General features: G+C 29.8%; 23 protein-coding genes. 1 reads left to right on the top strand and 22 read right to left on the bottom strand.

Annotated features, from left to right (window positions below; genetic code table 11):
* Window positions 1–41: 41 nt before the first annotated feature.
* From H8S20_RS16520 to H8S20_RS16445, 16 genes are all read right to left on the bottom strand, one after another.
* Window positions 42–1607 carry an ABC transporter substrate-binding protein gene (locus H8S20_RS16520; protein ID WP_032118346.1) on the bottom strand — a complete coding sequence of 522 codons (1566 nt, stop codon included), beginning with the start codon at window positions 1605–1607 and terminating at the stop codon, window positions 42–44.
* Window positions 1608–1622: 15 nt separating this feature from the next.
* The gene (locus H8S20_RS16515; protein ID WP_243177728.1) at window positions 1623–2525 is read right to left on the bottom strand and encodes an ABC transporter permease; all 903 of its coding nucleotides are present in this window, start codon (window positions 2523–2525) and stop codon (window positions 1623–1625) included.
* On the bottom strand, window positions 2506–3495 hold the full coding sequence (locus H8S20_RS16510) for an ABC transporter permease (RefSeq protein WP_081921715.1): 990 nt from the start codon (window positions 3493–3495) through the stop codon (window positions 2506–2508). The genes H8S20_RS16515 and H8S20_RS16510 overlap by 20 nt, the downstream gene beginning before the upstream one ends.
* A 186-nt stretch (window positions 3496–3681) precedes the next feature.
* A complete protein-coding gene (locus tag H8S20_RS16505) occupies window positions 3682–4374 on the bottom strand; it encodes an urease accessory protein UreF (RefSeq protein ID WP_243177726.1) in 693 nt (230 codons plus the stop codon).
* A 1-nt stretch (window position 4375) separates the two neighbouring features.
* Complete coding sequence (locus H8S20_RS16500) at window positions 4376–4831, bottom strand: urease accessory protein UreE (protein ID WP_032118343.1); 456 nt, start codon at window positions 4829–4831, stop codon at window positions 4376–4378.
* Window positions 4832–4864: 33 nt separating this feature from the next.
* A complete protein-coding gene (locus H8S20_RS16495; RefSeq protein ID WP_032118592.1) occupies window positions 4865–5698 on the bottom strand; it encodes an urease accessory protein UreD in 834 nt (277 codons plus the stop codon).
* Between the two features lie 13 nt (window positions 5699–5711).
* The gene (gene ureG / locus H8S20_RS16490) at window positions 5712–6323 is read right to left on the bottom strand and encodes an urease accessory protein UreG (RefSeq protein ID WP_172675723.1); all 612 of its coding nucleotides are present in this window, start codon (window positions 6321–6323) and stop codon (window positions 5712–5714) included.
* A gap of 83 nt (window positions 6324–6406) precedes the next feature.
* Window positions 6407–6640 (bottom strand): urease accessory protein UreE, encoded by a 234-nt coding sequence (locus H8S20_RS16485; RefSeq protein WP_051986857.1) that lies wholly within the window; start codon window positions 6638–6640, stop codon window positions 6407–6409.
* 21 nt (window positions 6641–6661) lie between these two features.
* Window positions 6662–8377 (bottom strand): urease subunit alpha, encoded by a 1716-nt coding sequence (ureC, locus tag H8S20_RS16480; RefSeq protein WP_032118341.1) that lies wholly within the window; start codon window positions 8375–8377, stop codon window positions 6662–6664.
* The gene (locus H8S20_RS16475; protein WP_032118340.1) at window positions 8377–8700 is read right to left on the bottom strand and encodes an urease subunit beta; all 324 of its coding nucleotides are present in this window, start codon (window positions 8698–8700) and stop codon (window positions 8377–8379) included. Before H8S20_RS16475 ends, ureC begins: the two co-directional genes overlap by 1 nt.
* A 15-nt stretch (window positions 8701–8715) precedes the next feature.
* Window positions 8716–9018, bottom strand: coding sequence for an urease subunit gamma (locus tag H8S20_RS16470; RefSeq protein WP_032118339.1), 303 nt, complete (start codon window positions 9016–9018; stop codon window positions 8716–8718).
* Between the two features lie 341 nt (window positions 9019–9359).
* Complete coding sequence (locus tag H8S20_RS16465; protein WP_032118338.1) at window positions 9360–9872, bottom strand: AmiS/UreI family transporter; 513 nt, start codon at window positions 9870–9872, stop codon at window positions 9360–9362.
* Between the two features lie 26 nt (window positions 9873–9898).
* Window positions 9899–11101, bottom strand: a complete 1203-nt coding sequence (locus H8S20_RS16460) for an ammonium transporter (protein ID WP_032118337.1) — start codon at window positions 11099–11101, stop codon at window positions 9899–9901.
* 407 nt (window positions 11102–11508) lie between these two features.
* A complete protein-coding gene (locus H8S20_RS16455; protein WP_186860772.1) occupies window positions 11509–13737 on the bottom strand; it encodes an AAA family ATPase in 2229 nt (742 codons plus the stop codon).
* Window positions 13738–13740: 3 nt separating this feature from the next.
* Window positions 13741–14040 (bottom strand): ATP-dependent Clp protease adaptor ClpS, encoded by a 300-nt coding sequence (locus H8S20_RS16450; protein WP_032118335.1) that lies wholly within the window; start codon window positions 14038–14040, stop codon window positions 13741–13743.
* Window positions 14041–14220: 180 nt separating this feature from the next.
* Entirely contained in the window at window positions 14221–15420 is a 1200-nt protein-coding gene (locus H8S20_RS16445; protein WP_032118334.1) for a dicarboxylate/amino acid:cation symporter, read from the bottom strand.
* A 398-nt stretch (window positions 15421–15818) separates the two neighbouring features.
* On the opposite strand from H8S20_RS16445, the gene H8S20_RS20825 reads away from it, so the two are divergent.
* Window positions 15819–15998: an alpha/beta hydrolase gene (locus tag H8S20_RS20825; protein WP_032118333.1), complete on the top strand. Its 180-nt coding sequence runs from the start codon at window positions 15819–15821 to the stop codon at window positions 15996–15998.
* A 103-nt stretch (window positions 15999–16101) separates the two neighbouring features.
* Here the strand turns inward: H8S20_RS20825 and H8S20_RS16435 are convergent, their stop codons facing one another.
* Genes H8S20_RS16435 through H8S20_RS16410 form a run of 6 tightly spaced genes read right to left on the bottom strand, consistent with a single transcriptional unit; the run spans window position 16102 to window position 21812 of the window.
* On the bottom strand, window positions 16102–16833 hold the full coding sequence (locus tag H8S20_RS16435) for a class I SAM-dependent methyltransferase (protein ID WP_032118332.1): 732 nt from the start codon (window positions 16831–16833) through the stop codon (window positions 16102–16104).
* Window positions 16834–16875: 42 nt separating this feature from the next.
* The gene (locus H8S20_RS16430; protein ID WP_032118331.1) at window positions 16876–17628 is read right to left on the bottom strand and encodes an ABC transporter ATP-binding protein; all 753 of its coding nucleotides are present in this window, start codon (window positions 17626–17628) and stop codon (window positions 16876–16878) included.
* A gap of 16 nt (window positions 17629–17644) precedes the next feature.
* Window positions 17645–18436 (bottom strand): ABC transporter ATP-binding protein, encoded by a 792-nt coding sequence (locus H8S20_RS16425; RefSeq protein WP_032118330.1) that lies wholly within the window; start codon window positions 18434–18436, stop codon window positions 17645–17647.
* 11 nt (window positions 18437–18447) lie between these two features.
* Window positions 18448–20013, bottom strand: coding sequence for an ABC transporter substrate-binding protein (locus tag H8S20_RS16420; protein ID WP_032118329.1), 1566 nt, complete (start codon window positions 20011–20013; stop codon window positions 18448–18450).
* A gap of 33 nt (window positions 20014–20046) precedes the next feature.
* Window positions 20047–20859, bottom strand: a complete 813-nt coding sequence (gene nikC, locus H8S20_RS16415; protein ID WP_042281441.1) for a nickel transporter permease — start codon at window positions 20857–20859, stop codon at window positions 20047–20049.
* 11 nt (window positions 20860–20870) lie between these two features.
* A complete protein-coding gene (locus H8S20_RS16410) occupies window positions 20871–21812 on the bottom strand; it encodes an ABC transporter permease (RefSeq protein ID WP_032118327.1) in 942 nt (313 codons plus the stop codon).
* Window positions 21813–21822: the final 10 nt, after the last annotated feature.

Here is a 21822-nt window from a genome sequence, read left to right as displayed (position 1 = left end):
CCTGTTATTTATTAATCCTTAAACCTATATGTTATATTTCCTTATTTTAAATCCCAATCCTCAACATTCCAGAATATTCCTACTCCATGATGTCCTAAAACTGTTTCTTTAGTTATTCCTTCTAAATTATTTTTAGCTACATAAACAACATCTATATATGTTAAGAACGTATATGGAAGGTCCTTTGTAAGTTCTTCTTGGAATTCTTTATAATATTTTAGTCTTTCTTCATAAACATCTGTCTGTCTAGCCTTAGTAAGTAATTCATCTATCTTTTCATTTGAATATGCATTATAATTGGCACCTCCATGAGTTGAAAATACCTTATATGTATGGTCATCAGGATCAAATGGACTTCCCCATCCAATTACAAATGCCGCTTGATTATCCCAGTCAATATCTGCTTTTACAGCTAACTTTACATCTGCTCCTATTTTCTTAAATTCCTGAACTGCAAAGTTTGCCATATCAATTCTTTCTTGGTCACCTTCCATAGCAACTAGTTCAAAGCTTAATTTTGTTCCATTCTTGCTATATATTCCATCACTACCAAGCTTCCATCCTGCATCTTCTAATAATTGCTTAGCTTTTTCTGGATTATACTCAAACTTATCCATTTCTGCATTATTATATTTTCCCATTTGAAGTGGAGAGTAAGCAGCATCACCATATCCTAATAAAATATTATCTACTATAGCTTCTCTATCAATTGCATAGCTTAAAGCATTTGGTAGTTCTCTATTTTCTTTAAATAATGGATAATTAAAGTTATACATTATACCTCTGTAATCTGAAGTTTTCATTATGTCTACTACGAAATTATCATCATTTTTAAATGTTTCAATATCTTTTGGAGTTACTTGAGCTAAATCTAACTCTCCAGACTTTAATTGCATTACTCTTGCCTTTGTATCATTAACTATCTTAAATATAATTTTATCTATTTTAGGTGATTTTCTAAAATAATCTTCATTTTTTACTAATGTGATACTTTGCCCTTGATCCCAATTGTTAAATCTATATGGTCCTGTTCCAATAGGATGTCTATTAAAATCACTTGTAATTATATCCTGACCTTCTAATATATGCTTAGGAATTATCCCTACAGATAAATAATCTAATATTGCAACATTATGATTTTTTAAAGTTATTTTAACTGTATAGTCATCTACTATTTCAATATTTGTTATATCCTCATAATTCGTTGCAATTTCTGAACCATTATCTGGATTGTTAATTGTCTCATAAGTAAACTTAACATCTTCAGCTGTAAATGGCTCTCCATCATGCCATTTAACATCATCTCTTAAGTGAAACGTATAAGTTAATGTTTCTTCATCATACTCCCAGCTTTTAGCTAGTGCTGGAATAATATTATTATCCTTATCATGAGCTGTTAATCCATTAAATAAAAGTGAGTTAATTTCCCCATGTTCAAAAAGTGCTGGATTTATACTTGTATAATCTCCACTTCCATAAATTAATACTTTTTCTTTAGCTGCATCCTTATCCATATTTTCGTTTGAATTATCTGATACCTTATTTCCACAACCTACCAGTAGAAATATAGATAATAACGCAGCTGTAACTTTAAATTTTTTTATCATCTAAACTTATCTCCTTTACAAATTATTATACTTTTTAATATTTTTCTTTCTTAAATAATTACCTATATTAGCTATACAAATAAGCGTTATAATCAGAAACAACCCTGGAAATAAAATCACCCACCAAACATTAGATAGTAACGCATTTTGAGCCAGTGATAACATACTTCCCCAAGATATAATATCTAAAGGTAAACCAATCCCTAGAAAACTAAGAGTGGATTCTGTTGCAATTGCTGATGCAATATTGCTTACTACCATAAACATTATTGACGCCATAAAATTAGGTACTAAATGTCGTCTCAATATATAAAAGAATCTTCCTCCCATTATTTTAGCTGATAATATATATTCACTATTTCTTATTTGTCTAACTTCACTTCTTACCACCTTTGCAATCCCCGTCCAGCTAACAATTCCTATAACAATTGCCATCGATATTGGTGTATTGCCTCCTATTATAGATTGCATAAAAATTATTAATAAAATTGAAGGAATACTTAATAATAGTTCTGTAGCTTTCATCATTAAATTATCTATCCACTGTGAAGACATTCCGCTAATACATCCATACATTACTCCAATAAATGTTGATATTACAGTTGAAAATATTCCTATAAATAATGATACCCTTCCTCCATACCAAATATTGGAAAATATATCTCTACCCATAGAATCTGTACCAAAATAAAATATTTTATTTGGAGCTACATTACTATTAGCTAAATCCATATATTTAGGATCATGATTTGCTATTAATGAAGAACTTAAACAAGCAGCTATTATTATAAATAATACTATTATTGATAAATAGTGACTCTTATCTTTTATACCAAAGGAATGCTCATCTATTACATCCTCTTTAATATACTTACTTTTATCTTTAACTATTTCAAAATTATTCAAATGAAGGTTCAAAAGTTTCTCCTCCCTGATAATTTATTCTTGGATCTATCTTTTTATTTATGATTTGAGCTATCATATTAGATATTAATACAATAATACCTGTTATAAGAGATAAAACCATAAGCATATTATAATCATGGTATTTAGCACTCTCAAATACAAGGCTTCCTATCCCTGGATATGAAAATATTTGCTCAACTACATATGTTCCTGCTAATATATGTGGTAGTGAAATTGTCATCATAGTTATAAATGAAGGCATAATATTTCTAAGACAATGTTTATAAACGACCTGTCTTTTGGTTAATCCTTTTACTTTCGCCAGTAATACATAGTCTTCTCGCATCTCTTCTAAAATCTTATTTCTTACCATATATCCGTAGTACCATAAATGTCCTATTACTAAAACTACTAAAGGTAATATTAAATGTATAATTCTATCAATTATATTATTTTCATTTCCAATAGAATATGCTCCGCTAGTTGGTAAGACACCTAAGTTTACTCCAAATATTAGAATCAGTATTAATGCTACCCAGAATGACGGTATACTTGATGTTATGTTTCCAATTGTCATTATTATCTTATCAATAAGTTTGTCTTCATGTAGAGCACTAAATATTCCTAAAAACAAAGCTCCTGCAAAAGTTAATATATAAGATAATCCCCCTAAAATAACAGTATTTTTATATACATCCTTTATAACTGACGTAACATCACGCTTATACTTATATGAAATTCCAAAATCGCCTTTTGCAGCATTTTTAATCCACTTTCCATATTGAATATATATAGGCTCATTAAGTCCTAGTTTATCAATAGCTTTTTCTCTATCTTCCATACTCATTCTTTCAACAGCATTTCCATAATAAGATTTAAGAGGGTCTCCTGGAGATAATCTTGAAATGTAAAATACAATTAAAGATAATATAAAAATAGCAATAATACATTGAAATATTTTTCTTAATACGACTTTTATCATTTTTTTACTCCTTATACATTATATTTTCTCTAACTGATTATTTACATTATTTTACCAGCAACTCATTAGTGTAGCACTCTATAAAATCCCTAATAAATTTATTTTTGAAAAACAAACCCTACGTACATTTACGTAGAGCTTGTTTTAAAAAAATATCAATTTAACTTATTATTTATTTTAATAATATTAAGACATAAATAATCTAAACCCTAACGTCTCATGATTTATCTGTGACAGTTCAATACCTGGAGTATTAGCTCCGAAGGAATCAAAATCAAGTTCTTCTATTAGTTTATAGTATTGATTAAATTTTTCTGAGTATTCTTTAACTAAAAGTTGACCATCTTTTTGACCTAATGGTATTGCTCTAACAGCATTTTGTATTATAGTTGAAACAGTACTGTACATATGTAACTTAATAGCTTCTTCTTCTGACATTTCTAGCTCGTGCATTAATAATCCAAATACTATTGCTGGATGTCCATATACTTCTTTAGAAGCTATTTTTTTAGCATATATTTTTAAGTTTTCTATTTCATATAGATCTAAATATATCTTTATCATTCTACTAGCAACTAATTTAGCAGCATTTCTAGTTTCTTTTGCAACAGTTTGTGCTATTAATAAGTTATCAATTTCCCAGACCTTATCCACATCACCATTTTCTAATGCTTCATATAACATTCTTATTGCTAATCCATCAGATGTTATAAATTGATGCTTTAAAAATAAATCTACCCACTTACTAAAACTTTTAGCATCATCTATAACATTACTTCTTAAATATGTTTCCATTCCATAAGAATGGTTAAATGATCCTATAGGAAAGTTAGAATCACATAATTGTAATATCTGTAACATTTTTAAACTCTTATCCATACTAATGCTTATGCTCCATAAAATTAACATGTGTAAAAGCGTTTTTTACTCTTCTATCTTCTCTTGAATAATTGATGTTATCTTTCCTTAATTCATCCTCAACTAAATAATCATATTGAACTATCATAACATCATCTTCAAAATGTGCAGGTAGATGTTTATTTCCTAATTTATGTGCAATATATGCCATTTCAGTTATATCCTTAGGTTTAATAACTAAAACATCTTCACTTTTAACTTTTACTATAACTAAATTATGACCATCATTAAATAATATATCTCCATCTCTTAATTTCATACCTCTATCTAATGATATTCCATGTTCATGGTTATGATCTGATTTAACTCTTATTATTCTTTTAACTAAATCATCACTATCTATATATATTTTTTCTAAATGATACCCATCTGTACTTTCTAATTCATCTAAATTTCCTAATATCTTTTCAAAAAGCATAGAAAGAACCTCCTTATTTAACTTAATATTTTATTAATACTTACGTATATTTATTGGTTTTAAACCAAATAATTCTTCTCTAAGATAATAGTGCACTGCATCTATTGCCTTTTGAATTTCTTGAGTTAAATTTCCTAAAATTCTTATTATAATGCCATGCTCTTCTAATATGGAAACACCATATTTTATATCTAAATTTAAAGCATCGATAATTTCTCTTGCTTTTTCAACATAATTTTCATTCATATTTTCATTTATAACTACCATTGTGCCAAAATTAATATAACCTTCTAATATCCCAAGTTCAGTTACATCATATTCTCTTGGACTTAATTGTAAATTATCTAACAATAAAAGTTTATTATCTACATAAATCTTATTTCTCATCTTTACAGAATCATATTGGAATTTAGATCCATCCGGTGACCAACCTGATGTTATTCCATCTGTATAAATAAGAGTAGCTTTTTTATCCATATATATAGTTGTATCTTGATTATATACAGCATTTTTATATAAGATAACACTGTCGGAAATATATTCTAAAACAGAATTCTCTTCCATTCTTATAATAGTTTCTTGACAAGCCGCTTCTTTATTTTTTTCGCATTTGTACACCTTAGTTGGTGCTTGTGTTGTTATTATTGCCTTAGCATCTTTTTTTACTTCTATTGAGTTTTTATATATTTCACCCTCAACATATCCTCCACCTAAGTGAAGTAAAAAATAGCATGGTGTCTTTTCTCTGCCTAAAAATATTGCTGGTGAAACCTTAGATGCACCTACAAAATGAACTGTAGTTGCAACTGTTCCATTAGGTTTATTCTCTAAAACTAGCTCTGCATTTCCAGCTATTTTATTATTCATATCGTTAATCATATTAACAAATTCCTTCTAATAAACATTTTTCTTTTATCCACTTAATAATAGTTTCTATTCCCTCATCTGTTTTTAAGTTAGTGAATATAAAGTCCTTTTCCCCTCTAAATGTTAATGTATCTTCTCTCATAACATCTAAATTTGCTCCAACATATGGTGCTAAATCTATTTTATTTATAACAAATAAATCACTCTTAATCATACCTTGTCCTGCTTTTCTAGGTATCTTTTCACCTTGAGCAACGTCTATTATGTACATTGAAAAATCAACTAAATCTGGACTAAATGTAGCTGCTAAATTATCTCCGCCGCTTTCAACAAATATTATGTCTAAATTAGTAAATTTATTTTTTAATTCTTCTATAGCTGCAAAATTCATTGAAGCATCTTCTCTTATTGCTGTATGAGGACATCCTCCTGTTTCTACTCCAATAATTCTACCTTCTTCTAATACTGAATTCTCAACCATGAATTTTGCATCTTCTTTTGTATATATGTCATTAGTTATTACAGCTAATTCATAATCTTTTGCCATCTGTCTTGTTACTCTTTCAATTAAAAGAGTTTTTCCTGCGCCTACAGGACCTCCAACCCCTATTACTACTGGTCTCATAATAAAATCTCCTTTACTATAATTAGTTAAAAATAATCTAAAATCTCCTAAGGATAAATACAACCTATCCTTAGGAAATTTTTTTAGTGTATATGATCAGAATCAATATCCCTAAAAGCTACTTCTAAACTAACTTCATCTAGCTTATATTCGATATGAGCTGATTTTAATATTTCTTCTATTCTTTCATCATATTGTAATAGCATTTTACCATCTTGAAATTGAGCTGGAAGATGTCTATTCCCTAATGAATGAGCTATCTTACCCATTTCTGCCATAGTATCAGCAGTTACAACAAAAACCTTATATAAAGCCATTTTTCTCTCCATAAATATATCTTAGAATAAGAAGTATCTTTGAGCCATTGGTAATGTCTCTGCTGGCTCACAAGTTATAAGTTCTCCATCAACTGTAACGTCATAAGTTTGAGGATCTACTTCTAACTCAGGCATAGCATCATTAAGTTTCATATCTTTCTTAGTTAAATTTCTAATACCACTTACAGGTAATACTTGTTTTTCTAAACCTAATTTTCCTTTTATGTCATCTTCAAAAGCATATTTTGATACGAATGCAGCAGTAGTTTGTCCTACAGCTTTTCCATGTGCACCAAACATCTTTCTTAACATCTCTGGTTGACATGTTGGAATTGAAGCATTTGATTCTCCCATAACTGAAAGGTTAATCATTCCACCTTTAATTACTACCTTAGGCTTAACTCCAAAGAAAGCAGGTTCCCATAAAACTAAATCCGCCATCTTACCAATTTCTACAGATCCAACATAATCAGATATCCCGTGTGCTATAGCTGGGTTTATTGTATATTTTGCAACGTATCTTCTAAGTCTGTTATTATCGTCATATTCTGAATCATTTGCTAGAGGACCTCTTTGATTCTTCATCTTAGAAGCAGTTTGCCATGTTCTAGAAACAACTTCTCCAATTCTTCCCATAGCCATTGTGTCTGAACTCATGATACTGAATACACCCATATCGTGAAGTATATCTTCTGCAGCAATTGTTTGCTTTCTAATTCTTGAATCAGCAAAAGCTATATCTTCTGGAACTTTGTTATCTAAGTGGTGACAAACCATAAGCATGTCTAAATGTTCAGCTACAGTATTAACTGTATAAGGTTTTGTTGGGTTAGTTGACGCTGGTAATACATTTGGATGTGATGCCATCTTTAATATGTCAGGAGCATGTCCCCCACCAGCACCTTCTGTATGGAATGTATGAATAACTCTTCCACCTATTGCTTTTATAGTGTCTTCAACGAATCCACCTTCATTTAAAGTATCTGTATGTATAGCAACTTGTACATCATACTCATCAGCTGTTCTTAAAGCGTAGTCAATTGCTGATCTAGTTGCACCCCAGTCTTCATGAATCTTTAATCCACAAGCACCAGCTCTTATTTGTTCTGCATTAACTTCAACGTTAGCTCCACTACCTTTTCCAAGAATACCTACGTTTATTGGAAGTGAATCAAAAGATTCTAATATTCTATGAATATGCCATTCACCTGGAGTACAAGTAGTTGCGTTTGTTCCATCGTTAGGGCCTGTCCCACCACCGATTACAGTAGTAATTCCTCCATGTAAAGCTGAGTCTACTAAATCTGGGCTAATAAAGTGAACGTGAGTATCAATTCCTCCAGCAGTTAAGATACATCCTTCCCCTGCTAAAGCTTCAGTACTAACTCCTACTATGAAATCTACATTATCCATTCCATCAGGATTTCCACCTTTACCTATTGCAACGATTTTTCCATCTTTAATACCGATATCAGCTTTATATACTCCTGTATAATCTAAAACAGTAGCTCCTGTGATTATTAAGTCAACAACCTTTGGATTTTTTCTTGTTTCTATTGAGTTTTGACCCATACCATCTCTTAAAGATTTTCCACCACCGAATTTACATTCATCACCATAAACTGTGTAGTCTTTTTCGATCTTTAAGAATAAATCTGTATCTGCAAGTCTAATACTATCTCCTGTAGTTGGTCCAAATAAATCAGAATAATGTTTTCTGTCTATTTCAAAAGCCATTATTTTCTACCTCCTTTAGCTAGGAATCCATCAACTTTATTACATAAACCGTAAACTTTTCTCTTTCCAGCTATATCTATTAAATTAACGATTTTTTCATCACCTGGTTCAAATCTTACAGCAGTACCTGCTGGTATATCTAATCTCTTTCCATATGCAGTTTCTCTATCAAACTCTAATGCATTATTTACTTCATAGAAATGAAAATGAGAACCTATTTGAACTGGTCTGTCACCTCTATTTATAACTTTTAATTCGATTGCTTCAAATCCTTCATTATATTTAATTGGCTCTTCAGCTAATATGTATTCTCCTGGTATCATAATTTAAACCTCCACTTATTGAATAGGATCATGTACTGTTACAAGCTTTGTACCATCTGGGAATGTACATTCAACTTGTATAGTATGAATCATTTCTGGTATTCCTTCCATCACTTGCTCTCTTTTAAGTACTTGTCTACCTTCATTCATAAGAAGTTCTACAGACTTACCTTCTCTAGCACCTTCCATTATTTCGTCTGTAATAAGCGCTATAGATTCTGGATAATTTAACTTAATTCCTTTTGCTAGTCTTCTTCTAGCAACATCTGCCGCTACAACTATCATTAATTTTTCTTGTTCCTTCATTGATAATCTCATAGCTGTATCCTCCCTCATTATAATTTAAATATCACAATTTTTTGCGACCTTATTTTTATACACCTTTTTTATTTATCATTCAAATTTACACTTTTAACACTTTTTTATTTTTAAAGATTATATATTGAATATTTATCACATGAAAAAGTTTACCTCTTATCATTTTTTTAATTTATCTTTATTTTTCGACATTTTTGGGTAATTTTTTCATGTATTTTTATGTATTTTTCATCTTTTTTAATGAAATTATTATATCGTTTTCAAGTAATAATACTAAAATAAAAAAAAGATCACTACAAAATGATCCGAAAAAATCATTTTGTAACAATCTCTTTTAAAATTTATTTAGGAAACATATTAATTAATAATAAGAATCCTGGAATCCAAGCTGTGAAAATACCATCAATAACTGATAAGTATCCAACAAATTTCCCTAAATCTTTCTTCATTACTAATTCTATAAATCCAGTTAACCATAATAAGCCCCATAAAAGCCATATAATAACCCAATATATATTTCCTACAGTGAAGTCTATAAATTTAAATGTCGTTGGATCAATAAACGCTAATGGAATTGTATTAATTGCTACAAATAAACAATACCATCCATATAATCTACCATCTAGATTAAATAAACATCTTGCTGCAATAAATAGATATGTAAATCCAAATAACAAACCTGTTCCTGCTGCAAAATACTCTCCTTGTACTACTGCTATTATATTTACTACAAATGATAATACTCCAGTAAATACATTAAATACTGCCATAGACTTTTGATCAACATTACAAAGCCTTGCTATACCATTAAGTATAAGAACCACTCCAACATATAATAAAACTACACCTAACATAATTTACATCTTCTTTCTTTTATTTTTTACTCGTATTTTGTTTCATAACTCTCTTTGAAGAATTCTTGGTCTAATCCTTTTAATTGCACTTCGTCGCTTACTTTTATAGATTTAATCTTATCTACTACTTTAAATATTATGTAAGTCATTACAATTGAATAAACAGCTATTATTAAGCATCCTATTAATTGTATTGAGAATTGCTTTAATCCAGCTGATACTCCATTTACTCTTGGGTTTGCCAATATACCTACTAATAGTGTACCTATAAATCCACCCATTCCGTGAACTCCCCAAACATCAAGTGCATCATCCCATTTCTTTCTTTCGAATTCTACACATAAGAAACATACTATAGCTGCTATTGCACCTATTATAACCGCTCCTAATGGATCTATGTATCCTGATGCTGGTGTAACTGTCGCAAGTCCCGCAACTGCACCTATTATTATTTCTAGGAAAGATGCTCTTTTACTATGCATAGCATAAAGTATTAACCAAACAACCATTCCTGTCGCTGCTGCAACTGCAGTATTTGTGAAAACTATTGCCGCTGTTTCAGCTGCTGCTAAAGTTCCGCCTGCATTAAATCCAAACCATCCAAATAATAGTAAAGCTCCACCAATGGCAACCAGTCCTAAATTAAATGGCCCTTTTTCATTTTTATACTTTCTTTTACCTAGTACACATAATGCACCTAAACATCCAAATCCTGATGTAATGTGGATTACTGCTCCTCCAGCGAAGTCTACGAATCCCATCTTAGCTAAGAATCCGCCACCCCAAACCCAGTGAGCTACTGGGAAGTATATAAGTATCATCCATGGAATTAATACTTTTATCCATCCACTTACAGTCAATCTATTAGCAAAAGCTCCTGTCATTAATGGTGCCGTTATTATAGCAAACATTAATTGATACATAAAGAACATTATGAATGGTATTGTATTACTGTAGGTAGCATTAACAGTAAAGGTAACGTCTTTGAACGCAAAATATTGAAGTGGATTACCAATAACGCCTCCAATATCATTACCAAATACTAAGCTAAACCCACCAAATATCCATAATAATGATACTATTCCTATTGCTACAAATATTTGGAACATGATTGTTAAAGAATTTTTTCTTTCAACTAATCCTCCATAGAAAAATGCTAGCCCCGGTATCATAATTAAAACTAGTACAGTAGCTATAATTATAAAAGCCACATCCCCATTATTAATCATAAGACTCCTCCTTTAATATATAATTTTTACATTCTAAAAATGCGACAGGGACGAGTATAGCAAATAAAATCGAATCTTGTCAATATTTCTTAATTAAGTTAGAATAAATTTAATTTTCATTATTTTCTGATAATATTTTTAATCATCTATTATTATTGGAAAAATATTTATGTTATTCAATTATATAACTGTTTTATAATTCCAATATTTCCTGTTAATACTTTAACTAATATATTATTTTTAACTATTATGTAATTATAAGTAATTTAACCCATAACTTAACACAGCTAATTTATTTACAATAATTTTAAAAATAAAACTGCCTCATTTGAAATTTTGAGGCAGTTTTATTACTTTATTTAACTATATTTTTAATAAATAAATTTATAGTCAAAAATTACCTTATATTAAATTTTAAATTGGTTATCTTCAACTTTAACGGTACATATTCCACCTTTACTTAAGCTTCCAAAAAGAATTTCATCTACTAATAATGGTTTTACATCAGAATTTATAATTCTCTTTATTTCTCTAGCTCCAAACTCCTTTGAGGTACCTTTTTCTGCAATCTTAATAATTGCATCTTCTGAGAAGTCTATACTTATGTTTTTGCTTAATAGCTGTTCTTTAAACTTTTCTAGTTCTCTTACAACTATATTTTTAGCTATGTCTATATCTATATGATTAAATACTACTATTTTATCTAATCTATTTCTAAACTCAGGAGAGAATACCTTTTTAACCTCTTCCATTATAGCAGTACCTTTTATTTCTCTTGCTCCAAAGCCAACTAAGGATTTTCCAATATCTTTAGCTCCTGCATTTGATGTCATTATTATAATAACATTTCTAAAGTCTGCTTTTCTTCCTTGATTATCACTTAAAGTAGCATAATCCATAACTTGAAGTAACACATTTAATATATCTATATGAGCTTTTTCTATTTCATCGAGCAATAATACTGAATGAGGGTTCTTCTTAATTTCATCTGTTAAAAGGCCACCCTCCTCATATCCAACATATCCTGGAGGCGCTCCTATAAGTTTTGATGCTGCATGCTTTTCTTGATATTCACTCATATCAAACCTTATAAGCTTAACACCTAAGCTATTACTTAATGTTCTTGCTATCTCTGTTTTACCAACTCCTGTTGGCCCTACAAAAAGAAGTGACGCTACTGGTTTATCAGCTTCTGTTAACCCTGCTCTAGACATCTTTATAGTTCTTACTACTTCTTCTATGGCAGTGTCCTGCCCAAAAATATTTTTCTTTAGGTCTTCTTCTAAATTTTTAAGAGAATTAATTTCATCCTTCTCTACAGTCTTTTTAGGAATATGACATATCTTTGAAATTACATCCTCTATAATATTCTCATCTATTATTCTTTCGCTATTACTACTATTTAAATTAATAAAAGCCCCTGCTTCATCAATTAAATCTATAGCTTTATCTGGTAAAAATTTATCATTAATATATTTATGACTTAATGTTACAGCAGCTTTTATTGCAGCCTCAGTATACTTTACATTATGATAATTTTCATAAGCTTCTTTAACACCGTTTAAAATCTCTATACATTCTTTTTCTGAAGGCTCTTTAACTTCTACTACTTGGAATCTCCTGCTTAAGCCTTTATCCTTTTGGAAATACTTTTTATACTCCTCATAAGTAGTAGCACCGATAAACATTATGCTACCATCTATTAGATAAGGTTTTAAAAGATTTGATGCATCTAAAGATCCCCCACCTAGAGCCCCTGCTCCAACTAAATTATGAATTTCATCTATATATACTATTGGGTTATTTAAAGTCTTTATCTCATCAAGCACCTTTTTAATCTTCTCTTCGAAATCACCTCTGTACTTAGTTCCAGCTACAAGAGATCCTAAATCTAAAGATAAAACTACAGAATCCTTTAATTTTTCTGGAACCTTTCCTTCATTTATAAGTCTAGCTAATCCTAATGTAATTGCTGTCTTACCAACTCCAGGTTCTCCGATATGAAGTGGATTATTCTTACCTTTTCTACAAAGAATTTGAATAGTTCTCTCTAATATATCCTCTCTACCAACTAATGGCTCATCACTCGATTTTGCAATCTCAGTAATATTAATAGTAAGCTTATCTATTATTGATTTCTTTTTCTCTTCTTTATCATTTACTTCTTCATCATTATCTTCTATAATTAACTCTTCATTATCTTCTAAAATATCCTCATCATTTCTATGAGCTAAACTATATAGTATATCTGTTTTTTCAATACCATTTTCTATTAAATAATAATTACAATAGCTTTCTTCCAAATCATAAAAAGCTGCTACTATATGTTCTATATTTATCTTATCTCTTTGAGAATATAAAGCTTGTTGACTTGCTCTTATCAACACTTCTTGAAAACTATAACTTTCTTGAGGTATATCGTCACTTCCTTCATCAACATACTCATTAATATATTCTTCTAAATTATTTCTTAAGCTATTAATATCCCCATCGCAATTATTTACTGCATCTATAAAACTTTTATTAAAAGTAAGTGCATATAATAAATGCTCTGCTGTAATAAACGTATCTTTATTTTTCTTACCGTGATTAAAAGCTTGGATTATAACATCATTTAACTCTCTACTTACTTCCAATGTCTACTCCTCCTCTACTGTTACCTTAAATGGAAATCCCTCTTCCTTTGCCTTCGCCATACTTATAGAAGCTTTTGTTACGGCTATATCATAAGGATATATCCCAACAACGCCTTTTCCTTTAGTGTGAACATCCATCATTATCTTTTCAGCTTCTAACATCTCTTTTCTGAAAATATCTGTTAATATATAAACTACAAATTCCATTGTAGTAAAATCATCATTATGCATTATTACCTTATAATGTTTAGGCTTTTTTACTTTAACTTTGCTTTTTTCTCTTGTTATAACTTTAGGCTCCATATATTTCCTCCATATCCCTTAGTTTTTATTATACAGTTAATTATATAATCACTTTAACTATTTTACTATTATATTTCTTTAATTATCTATTCTTTTTACTAACAACTTTATATATCTTCTAAAAAACAAATGCACCTACTATTATAGCAAGTGCATTTTATTATACTTATGTATTATATTTTACATATTAATACATTCTTCATTCTCTTGAATATCATCATTTTTTCTATTGATAATATAATCTACTATTATAGCTATAGCTCCATCTCCAGTTACATTAGTAGCTGTCCCAAAACTATCTTGTGCTGCATGTAATGCAATCATAATTGATTTTTCTACTGCTCCAAATCCAAGCATTGATTCTAAAAGTCCTAAAGCTGCCATTACTCCACCACCTGGAACTCCTGGTGCTGCAACCATTGTTATCCCTAGCATAAATATAAATGGAATAATCATACTAAAAGTAGGTGTTTGTCCATTCATATACATAACCGCCATTGAAGTAATAACAAGTGTTATAGTATCCCCAGCTAAATGTATTGTTGCTCCTAAAGGTATAACAAAATCTAAAACCTCTTCACTTATTCCATGCTTTCTCGAACATTCAAGAGTTACTGGTATTGTAGCTGCTGAAGATTGAGTTCCTACAGCTGTTATATATGCCGGAATCATATTTTTTATTAATTTGAATGGATTTTCCTTCTTTACAGCTCCTGCTATGCAATATTGAATAACTATGTAAACTAATTGTAATAAAAATAAAATTAAATATACTATTCCAAAAGATCTTAAAGTATTAAATATTTCACCACTGTAACTTAATTTTGCAAAAACACATCCAATATAAATTGGCACTATAGGAATTATAATCTTTGTTACTATCATTAAAACTATTTCATTAAATTCTTCTGCTACTGATAACATAGTGCTGTTTTTAATTCTAGATAAACCTATACCAAGTATAAAGGCTAATGTCAATGCAGACATAACATTCATTATTGGTGGAATCTCAATGTTAAAATATGGCTCTATAGCTTGTCCAGTCTCACTTAATGCAACAGCTCCATTAATTAATTTTGGAAGAACAGTCGCTCCTACTAAATACGCTAAAAAACCAGCAATTAATGTAGATGTATAAGCTATTATAGTTGTTATGAAAAGACCTTTTCCTGATTTGTTTCCTAATGTTGCAATACTAGGAATTATAAATCCTATAATTATTAGTGGAATTACAAAAGATAAAAAACTTGCAAATAATCCACTAAATGTTGCTAATATCCTTACTGGAAATTGGATATTATTTACCCCACATAGTAATCCAATTGATATTCCTAATACTAGAAATAAAAATATTTTTTTGACTAAAGATAATTTTTTCATTATGTCACCCCCTTTTTTTCTTAATAAAATACAGGAAATTTGTATTTTGTATATAATATAACTTTTTTCTTCTAGTGTCAATTTGATTTTTTTAAATTAGGATAAAAATAAGTTTGTTAGCAAGTCACTCATTTTCACTTTAATTTGCAGTTATAAAAAACATATATGAGGGATGTTTTTTTATAACTATGTTACTCACTTTTATCTTATAAAGTCATATGATTAATACTAAACATACTTACGATGTGAATTTATAGTGAAGAAAAAGTCAATTAGAATATTAAGCTTTTCCTTATTATTTCTAGTACTACTACTGGCAATATTTACGGCTTAATTTTTTTATAGAATCTTATAGTCCAAGCTCTAAAGCTTTAGCAAACTTAGAGGACTCTCCATCAGTGGATGTAACTGATGATAATTTAATAGTATTTACTCCACAAAATACTACTGTTACAACTGGTTTAATAATATATCCAGGTGCAAAAGTTGAACCTGAAGCTTATGCTCCTTTAGCAAATGATATTTCACAAGCTGGCTATGAAGTAATTATTACTCCTATGCCTCTATACAACTATTAAAAAGCATTTCCAAAATAGCCTTAAATGAAATAAATAAAATAAAATAAAAGGAAGTCGTTTTACCGACTTCCTTTTTGTTTTGCTTATAATTTAATTATATTTTTTATAACTCACCTATAATTTTAAAACTTTTTATTAGTTTTACCTCTTCATTTTTTTCATTCTTATATGATATTTCATCTATATCTATATCTATAATTTTTACTCCTAAGGACTCTAATATATTTTTATCCCATTCAGGACGTATTTTATTACTTAATGGCAAATCATATGCTATTTTATCTATTGGTGATGTATCTACTCCCATCATATTTTTATGGTCATTTATATGAGTAGAACTTTTTCTTTCTTCCATATACTTATCATCAAACAAATAACAATAATGGTTTCCATCAAGAATTATAATTCTTCCACCTGGCTTTAATATTCTAATCCATTCTTTATATGCTTTTTCTGGATTTTCTAAATTCCAGATAACGTTTCTACTTACTAATAAATCAAAGCTTTTATCTTCAATATCAGGATTTTGTGCATCCCCTTGAATAGTATGTATTTTTACTCCTAAATCTCTTGCATTTTCTTCCGCCTTTGCCAACATATTTTCAGTGCAATCAAAAGCAAAAGACTCATATCCCATATCAGCTAATAAAATCGCTAAAAATCCAGGTCCACATCCCATATCTATAGTTTTACACTTCTTGTTCTTTGGTATATATTTTCTTAAAAATTTTTCATATTCTTCTTTGTCATTACTTTCTAAACTTTCCCTATTACTTATTGAATATCCTTCTGCTCGTTTATTCCAATAAGACTTTATTTCCTCTAAGTATTTCATTTTAACCTCCAAATAATTAATTTACCAAGCACTTCCTATAAGTTAAATAACTGAACTAATAAGTTTTTTTGTAAATATTTGCTTTGGATTAATAATTACATCTTGTATAGTACCTTCTTCTATAATTTTTCCTTCATTCATAACTAATACATAATCACAAAATTGCTGAACTAATGCTATATCATGACAAATGAAAAGTATGGCCATTTGTCTCTTTTTTTGTATATTCTTTAATAACTTTATGATATTATATTGAACCGTCACATCTAATGCACTTGTTGCTTCGTCGCAAATAAGTAATTCTGGATCACTTGCTAAAGCTCTAGCTATTGCAGCTCTTTGGCATTGTCCTCCACTTACCTCCCTAGGATATCTATCTGCTATTTCATATTCTAGCTGACATTCTTCAAGTAGATTCTTTAATTTTTCTTCTTTTTCAGCTGAACTTAATGTTTTTTTCATAGCCTCTTTTATAGATTTTCCTAATTTAATTCTTGGATTAAAGGATTCTGTAGGCATCTGAAATACCATTTGAACCTTTCCTTGAATTTCCTTAAGTCTAATATTATTTTTTATACTTAATATATTTCCACTTAATGCTATTTCACCTTCATCAAAATCTAGTAATCCTGAAATAATTCTAGCTGTTGTACTTTTACCACAACCACTTTCTCCAACTATTCCAACACACTGTCCTTTATTAACAGTAAAACTGACATCATCTATTACTGTGTTACTTTTACCTGATTTCGAGAATGTCTTTTTTATAGATGAAACTCTTAGTATTTCTTCCACTAGTTATCACCTCATTTTAAATAATTTCTTTCTTTAATTTAGGCATTGCATTAATTAATTCCTTAGTATATTGTCTTGATGGAGAATTAAATATCTTTTTTGTTAAATTATACTCTACACATTCTCCATCTTTCATCACTAATGCATTATCGGACATTAAAGAAATTACTCCCATATTGTGACTTACTATAATTATAGTAGTTCCAAACTTTTTTCTTAAGTTCATAAGCTCATTTATAACTTTAGCTTGAACAGTTACATCTAATGCACTAGTAGGCTCATCCGCTAAGATTATTTTGGGGTTAGATGCCATCGCCATCATTATTCCAGCTCTCTGATTCATACCTCCTGATAATTCAAAGGGATAACTATTAAGAAACTTCTTAGGATCTTTAATATTAAGCTCTCTTAAAATTTCTTCTCCTCTTTCTAATGCTTCTTTTTTTGTCACCTTCATATGCGCTTTCATTGAATCATATAATTGATTGCCTATTGTTCTGATTGGACAAAAAGATGATTGACAGTCTTGAAATATCATTCCAATAGACTGCCCTCTGATTACCATTAATTCTTTTTTATTTAAATTTGTAATATCTTTTCCTTCATATATTATCTTACCATCTACAATATGGCCTCCTTCTCCTAGAAGGCCAATTATAGATTTTATAAGTGTGCTCTTTCCACTTCCTGATTCCCCTACTATTCCAAGTATTTCTCCCTCTTGTATAGTAATAGAAATATCTTTAACTACAAGTTTATCGTCATATTTTATTGATATGTTTTTAAGTTCAAGTAAAGGCTTATTCATATCTTCTCCTATTATTCTACTGAAAGGTCTGCTGTGATTTCATAATAATCTGAAGGATGAGCTTCAAATCCTGAAATATTTGATTTCATTACAAAAGACATTTTTAAATGAGATGCAAAAATAAATGCACTGTCATCTAAAATAATTTGTTGCATTTTTATCGCTAATTCGCTTCTTTTATCTGTATCAAATGTATCACTCATTTCAGCATATAACTTTTCTAATTCCTCATTGTAATAATTCCCACGATTTTTAGCTGAATCTTTTAAAGTATGTGTTGTAAAGAAATATGCTGGGTCTCCTGTTGGTGCTGTTACAAAGGCACTAGCATAGATATCCCACTCTCCACTTTTTATATAATCTAAATGATTTGCTGTTGAATTAACTTTTACATCAATTCCTACGTCCTTTAAAGAAGCTTGCACAGACTCTGCAAGAAGTGGTAACTCTTGTCTTCCAGGATATGTTAACCATCTTATAGTTAAATTCTTACCATCTTTATCGACATAGCCATCTCCATTTGTATCTTCCCAACCTGCTTCACTTAATAATTTCTTTGCTTCTTCCACATTATATTCTGGAGCTGTTACATTATTATCACCAAATGAGAAATTTTCAGGGAATGCCCCTACTGCTGGAGTCCCATTTCCATTTAACAATACAGTTGTGAAGCCTTTTTTATCTATAGCCATTGCTATTGCTTTACGCACATTTATATCTTGAAGATTCTCATTGTTATAATTAATAGCTCCAAAGAATGTACGTGATGTATCTGTAGAGCTTATCTTATAATCACTGTTGTTATTAAATAATTCTAAGCTTGCATAAGGAAGACCTTGTGTTGCATCTATTTCACCACTTTGAAGCGCCATAGTAAGAGTATCACCATCTGTAATTGACTTAACTATTACACGGTCAGTCTTAACTTCCCCACCCCAATAATTATCATTTTTAACTAACTCTATTTCTGAATCTGATATTTTTTCTGCTATAAATGGTCCTGTTCCTGCTACATTTCTATCTTCTGTAACACCATATTCCATATCAATTATTGCACCATATGGGTCACTTAAATAGTTCAATAAATCTACAACCTTTTTGTTAGAAGTTATTGTAATGCTTTGTCCTTCTGCTGATATATTAGATATATCTAAATCGCTTGGAGCTCTGTCATGTACAGCAATAAGATTTTCTAAACATTCTTTTACTGCCTCACCATCCATTTTTCTTCCACTACTAAAATTAACATCATCTCTTAAGTTAATTTTTATAGTATAATCATCAATCTTTTCATATCCAGTTGCTAGCCATGGTTCTAATTCCATGCTCTCATTAAACTTAAATAAAGTTTCACCAACACCATAACGCACTGTTGACCATCCTGAATAATTGTCATGAGGATTTAACCCTGCATTACCCATTTCTGGCCCATAAGCTGTTGTCCCATAATGAAATACTTTTTCATTATTTGTTGTTTTATCACCAGTATTTTTTTCTTTATTACTTCCACATCCAACTAATATTGATGTACATATACATCCTACCATTAATAAACTAATTAACTTACTTTTTCGCATTCTAATTCTCCTATCTGTTGTTATTTTTAATTATTATTTTGTATCAAAATAATCTCTAATTGTATCTCCTAGTAAATTGAAACACATTATTGTTACAAAAATAGCTAGACCAGGTGATAAAATCATCCATGGTGATGTCTGAATCATACTTCTTCCATCATTCATCATACTTCCCCATTCTGCTGCTGGTGCTATAGCACCTAACCCTAAAAATGAAAGAGCTGCTAGTTCCATCATCATTGTTCCAATGTCAACTGCTGCCATTACAATTATGGTACCTATAGTATTAGGTAAAATATGTTTAACTATTATTTGCCAATTACTTAATCCATTCAGTCTTGCCGCATCAATAAATGGCTGATTTTTTAAGGTCATTGCCTGAGTTCTTGCTATTCTTGCATACCTAGGCCAACTAATTACTGCTAATGCAATTACAGCATTCTGCATTCCACCTCCAAGAACTGCTGCTACTGCAATGGCAAATACCATTCCTGGAAAAGCTAAAAACATATCTGCTATTCTCATAAGTATAATGTCTCTAATTCCTCCATAAACTCCACAATATAATCCCACTATAGTTCCTACTATACTTATTATTAAGATTAATGCTAATGTAGAAAAAATACTACTTCTTCCACCTACCAATACTCTAGAAAATAAATCTCTTCCATATCTATCCGTTCCAAAAATATGTCTTAAAGATGGAGATTGTAATGCTTCACTTAAATTCTGAGCATAAGGATCATAGGGTGCAATATATTCTGAAATCAATGCTATTAAACATATTGTTAAACATATACTCCCAAAAATAATAAGCTTTATCTTTGTTTTCTTTTTCTTATTCATACACCTACTAATTATTCCTTTCCTAGTCTGATACGTGGGTCTAAATAATTATGTACTATATCAGATATAAGATTTATAGCTACATATATAAATGCCATCCAAATTACATAGGCTTGAATCATAGGATAATCATACATATTAATTGAATCTACTGCTAACTTTCCTACTCCATCCCACATAAAAATACTTTCTACTATAGCAGTCCCTCCAAGAAGCGAAGCAATTGATAATGTTAGAAGCGTAATAATAGTCATTAATGAACATCTAAACACACTTTTAAATAAAACGCTCTTATACCCTATTCCCCTTACATAAGCAGCACTTACGTACTCTTTATTTAACTCCTCTAATACTACAGCTCTTACTTGCCTAGTATATTTACATATCATTGCTATAGAAAGAGTCAATGTTGGCATAATTAAGCCTTTTAACCCATTACTACTTGAACCTATAATAGGTAACCACTTTAACTTTACAGAAAATAAAAGAATTAATAATAGCGCTAAGAAAAATCCCGGTAAAGAATTACCTATAAAACTTAAAAATCTTATAATATAATCTATAAATTTATTTTGAAAAACAGCTGCAATAATTCCTAAAGGAATTGCTACTAATATAGTTAATAATATCGATGCGGACATTAAAAGAAATGTATTTGGTAATTTTGAAATTATAGTCTTAAATACAGGTTTTCCTGAAACAAAAGACTCCCCCATATCTCCTTTAAAAATTCCCATAACCCAATTTCCATACTGAACTAAAAAAGGCTTATCTAATCCTAATTCACTTCTCATATTATCTTCTACCTCTTGCGAAACAACACCACCAGTGTTTTCCAATAGTTTATCAACTGTATCGACAGATGTAGTATTCATCATTGCGAAAGTAATGAATGTTATTCCAAATAAAATCGGTACAAGCTGTATAAATCTTTTTCCGATATACTTTACCACTAGTTTCTAC

The organism is Clostridium hominis (assembly GCF_014287825.1).
In the GTDB taxonomy this organism is placed as follows: Bacteria; Bacillota; Clostridia; order Clostridiales; family Clostridiaceae; genus Clostridium; species Clostridium hominis.
The sequence above is the reverse complement of the archived record's forward strand: the minus strand, read 5'-3'. Positions and strand labels throughout refer to the sequence as shown.

Bases quoted from the DNA above. Each gene is read 5' to 3' on its own strand.
- H8S20_RS16520 (WP_032118346.1), bottom strand. From the start codon at position 1,607: ATGATAAAAAAATTTAAAGTTACAGCTGCGTTATTATCTATATTTCTA.
- H8S20_RS16510 (WP_081921715.1), bottom strand. From the start codon at position 3,495: ATGATAAAAGTCGTATTAAGAAAAATATTTCAATGTATTATTGCTATT.
- H8S20_RS16505 (WP_243177726.1), bottom strand. From the start codon at position 4,374: ATGGATAAGAGTTTAAAAATGTTACAGATATTACAATTATGTGATTCT.
- H8S20_RS16500 (WP_032118343.1), bottom strand. From the start codon at position 4,831: ATGCTTTTTGAAAAGATATTAGGAAATTTAGATGAATTAGAAAGTACA.
- H8S20_RS16495 (WP_032118592.1), bottom strand. From the start codon at position 5,698: ATGAATAATAAAATAGCTGGAAATGCAGAGCTAGTTTTAGAGAATAAA.
- ureG (WP_172675723.1), bottom strand. From the start codon at position 6,323: ATGAGACCAGTAGTAATAGGGGTTGGAGGTCCTGTAGGCGCAGGAAAA.
- H8S20_RS16485 (WP_051986857.1), bottom strand. From the start codon at position 6,640: ATGGCTTTATATAAGGTTTTTGTTGTAACTGCTGATACTATGGCAGAA.
- ureC (WP_032118341.1), bottom strand. From the start codon at position 8,377: ATGGCTTTTGAAATAGACAGAAAACATTATTCTGATTTATTTGGACCA.
- H8S20_RS16475 (WP_032118340.1), bottom strand. From the start codon at position 8,700: ATGATACCAGGAGAATACATATTAGCTGAAGAGCCAATTAAATATAAT.
- H8S20_RS16470 (WP_032118339.1), bottom strand. From the start codon at position 9,018: ATGAGATTATCAATGAAGGAACAAGAAAAATTAATGATAGTTGTAGCG.
- H8S20_RS16465 (WP_032118338.1), bottom strand. From the start codon at position 9,872: ATGTTAGGTGTAGTTTTATTATATGTTGGAGTGGTTCTTATACTTAAT.
- H8S20_RS16460 (WP_032118337.1), bottom strand. From the start codon at position 11,101: ATGATTAATAATGGGGATGTGGCTTTTATAATTATAGCTACTGTACTA.
- H8S20_RS16450 (WP_032118335.1), bottom strand. From the start codon at position 14,040: ATGGAGCCTAAAGTTATAACAAGAGAAAAAAGCAAAGTTAAAGTAAAA.
- H8S20_RS16445 (WP_032118334.1), bottom strand. From the start codon at position 15,420: ATGAAAAAATTATCTTTAGTCAAAAAAATATTTTTATTTCTAGTATTA.
- H8S20_RS16435 (WP_032118332.1), bottom strand. From the start codon at position 16,833: ATGAAATACTTAGAGGAAATAAAGTCTTATTGGAATAAACGAGCAGAA.
- H8S20_RS16425 (WP_032118330.1), bottom strand. From the start codon at position 18,436: ATGAATAAGCCTTTACTTGAACTTAAAAACATATCAATAAAATATGAC.
- H8S20_RS16420 (WP_032118329.1), bottom strand. From the start codon at position 20,013: ATGCGAAAAAGTAAGTTAATTAGTTTATTAATGGTAGGATGTATATGT.
- nikC (WP_042281441.1), bottom strand. From the start codon at position 20,859: ATGAATAAGAAAAAGAAAACAAAGATAAAGCTTATTATTTTTGGGAGT.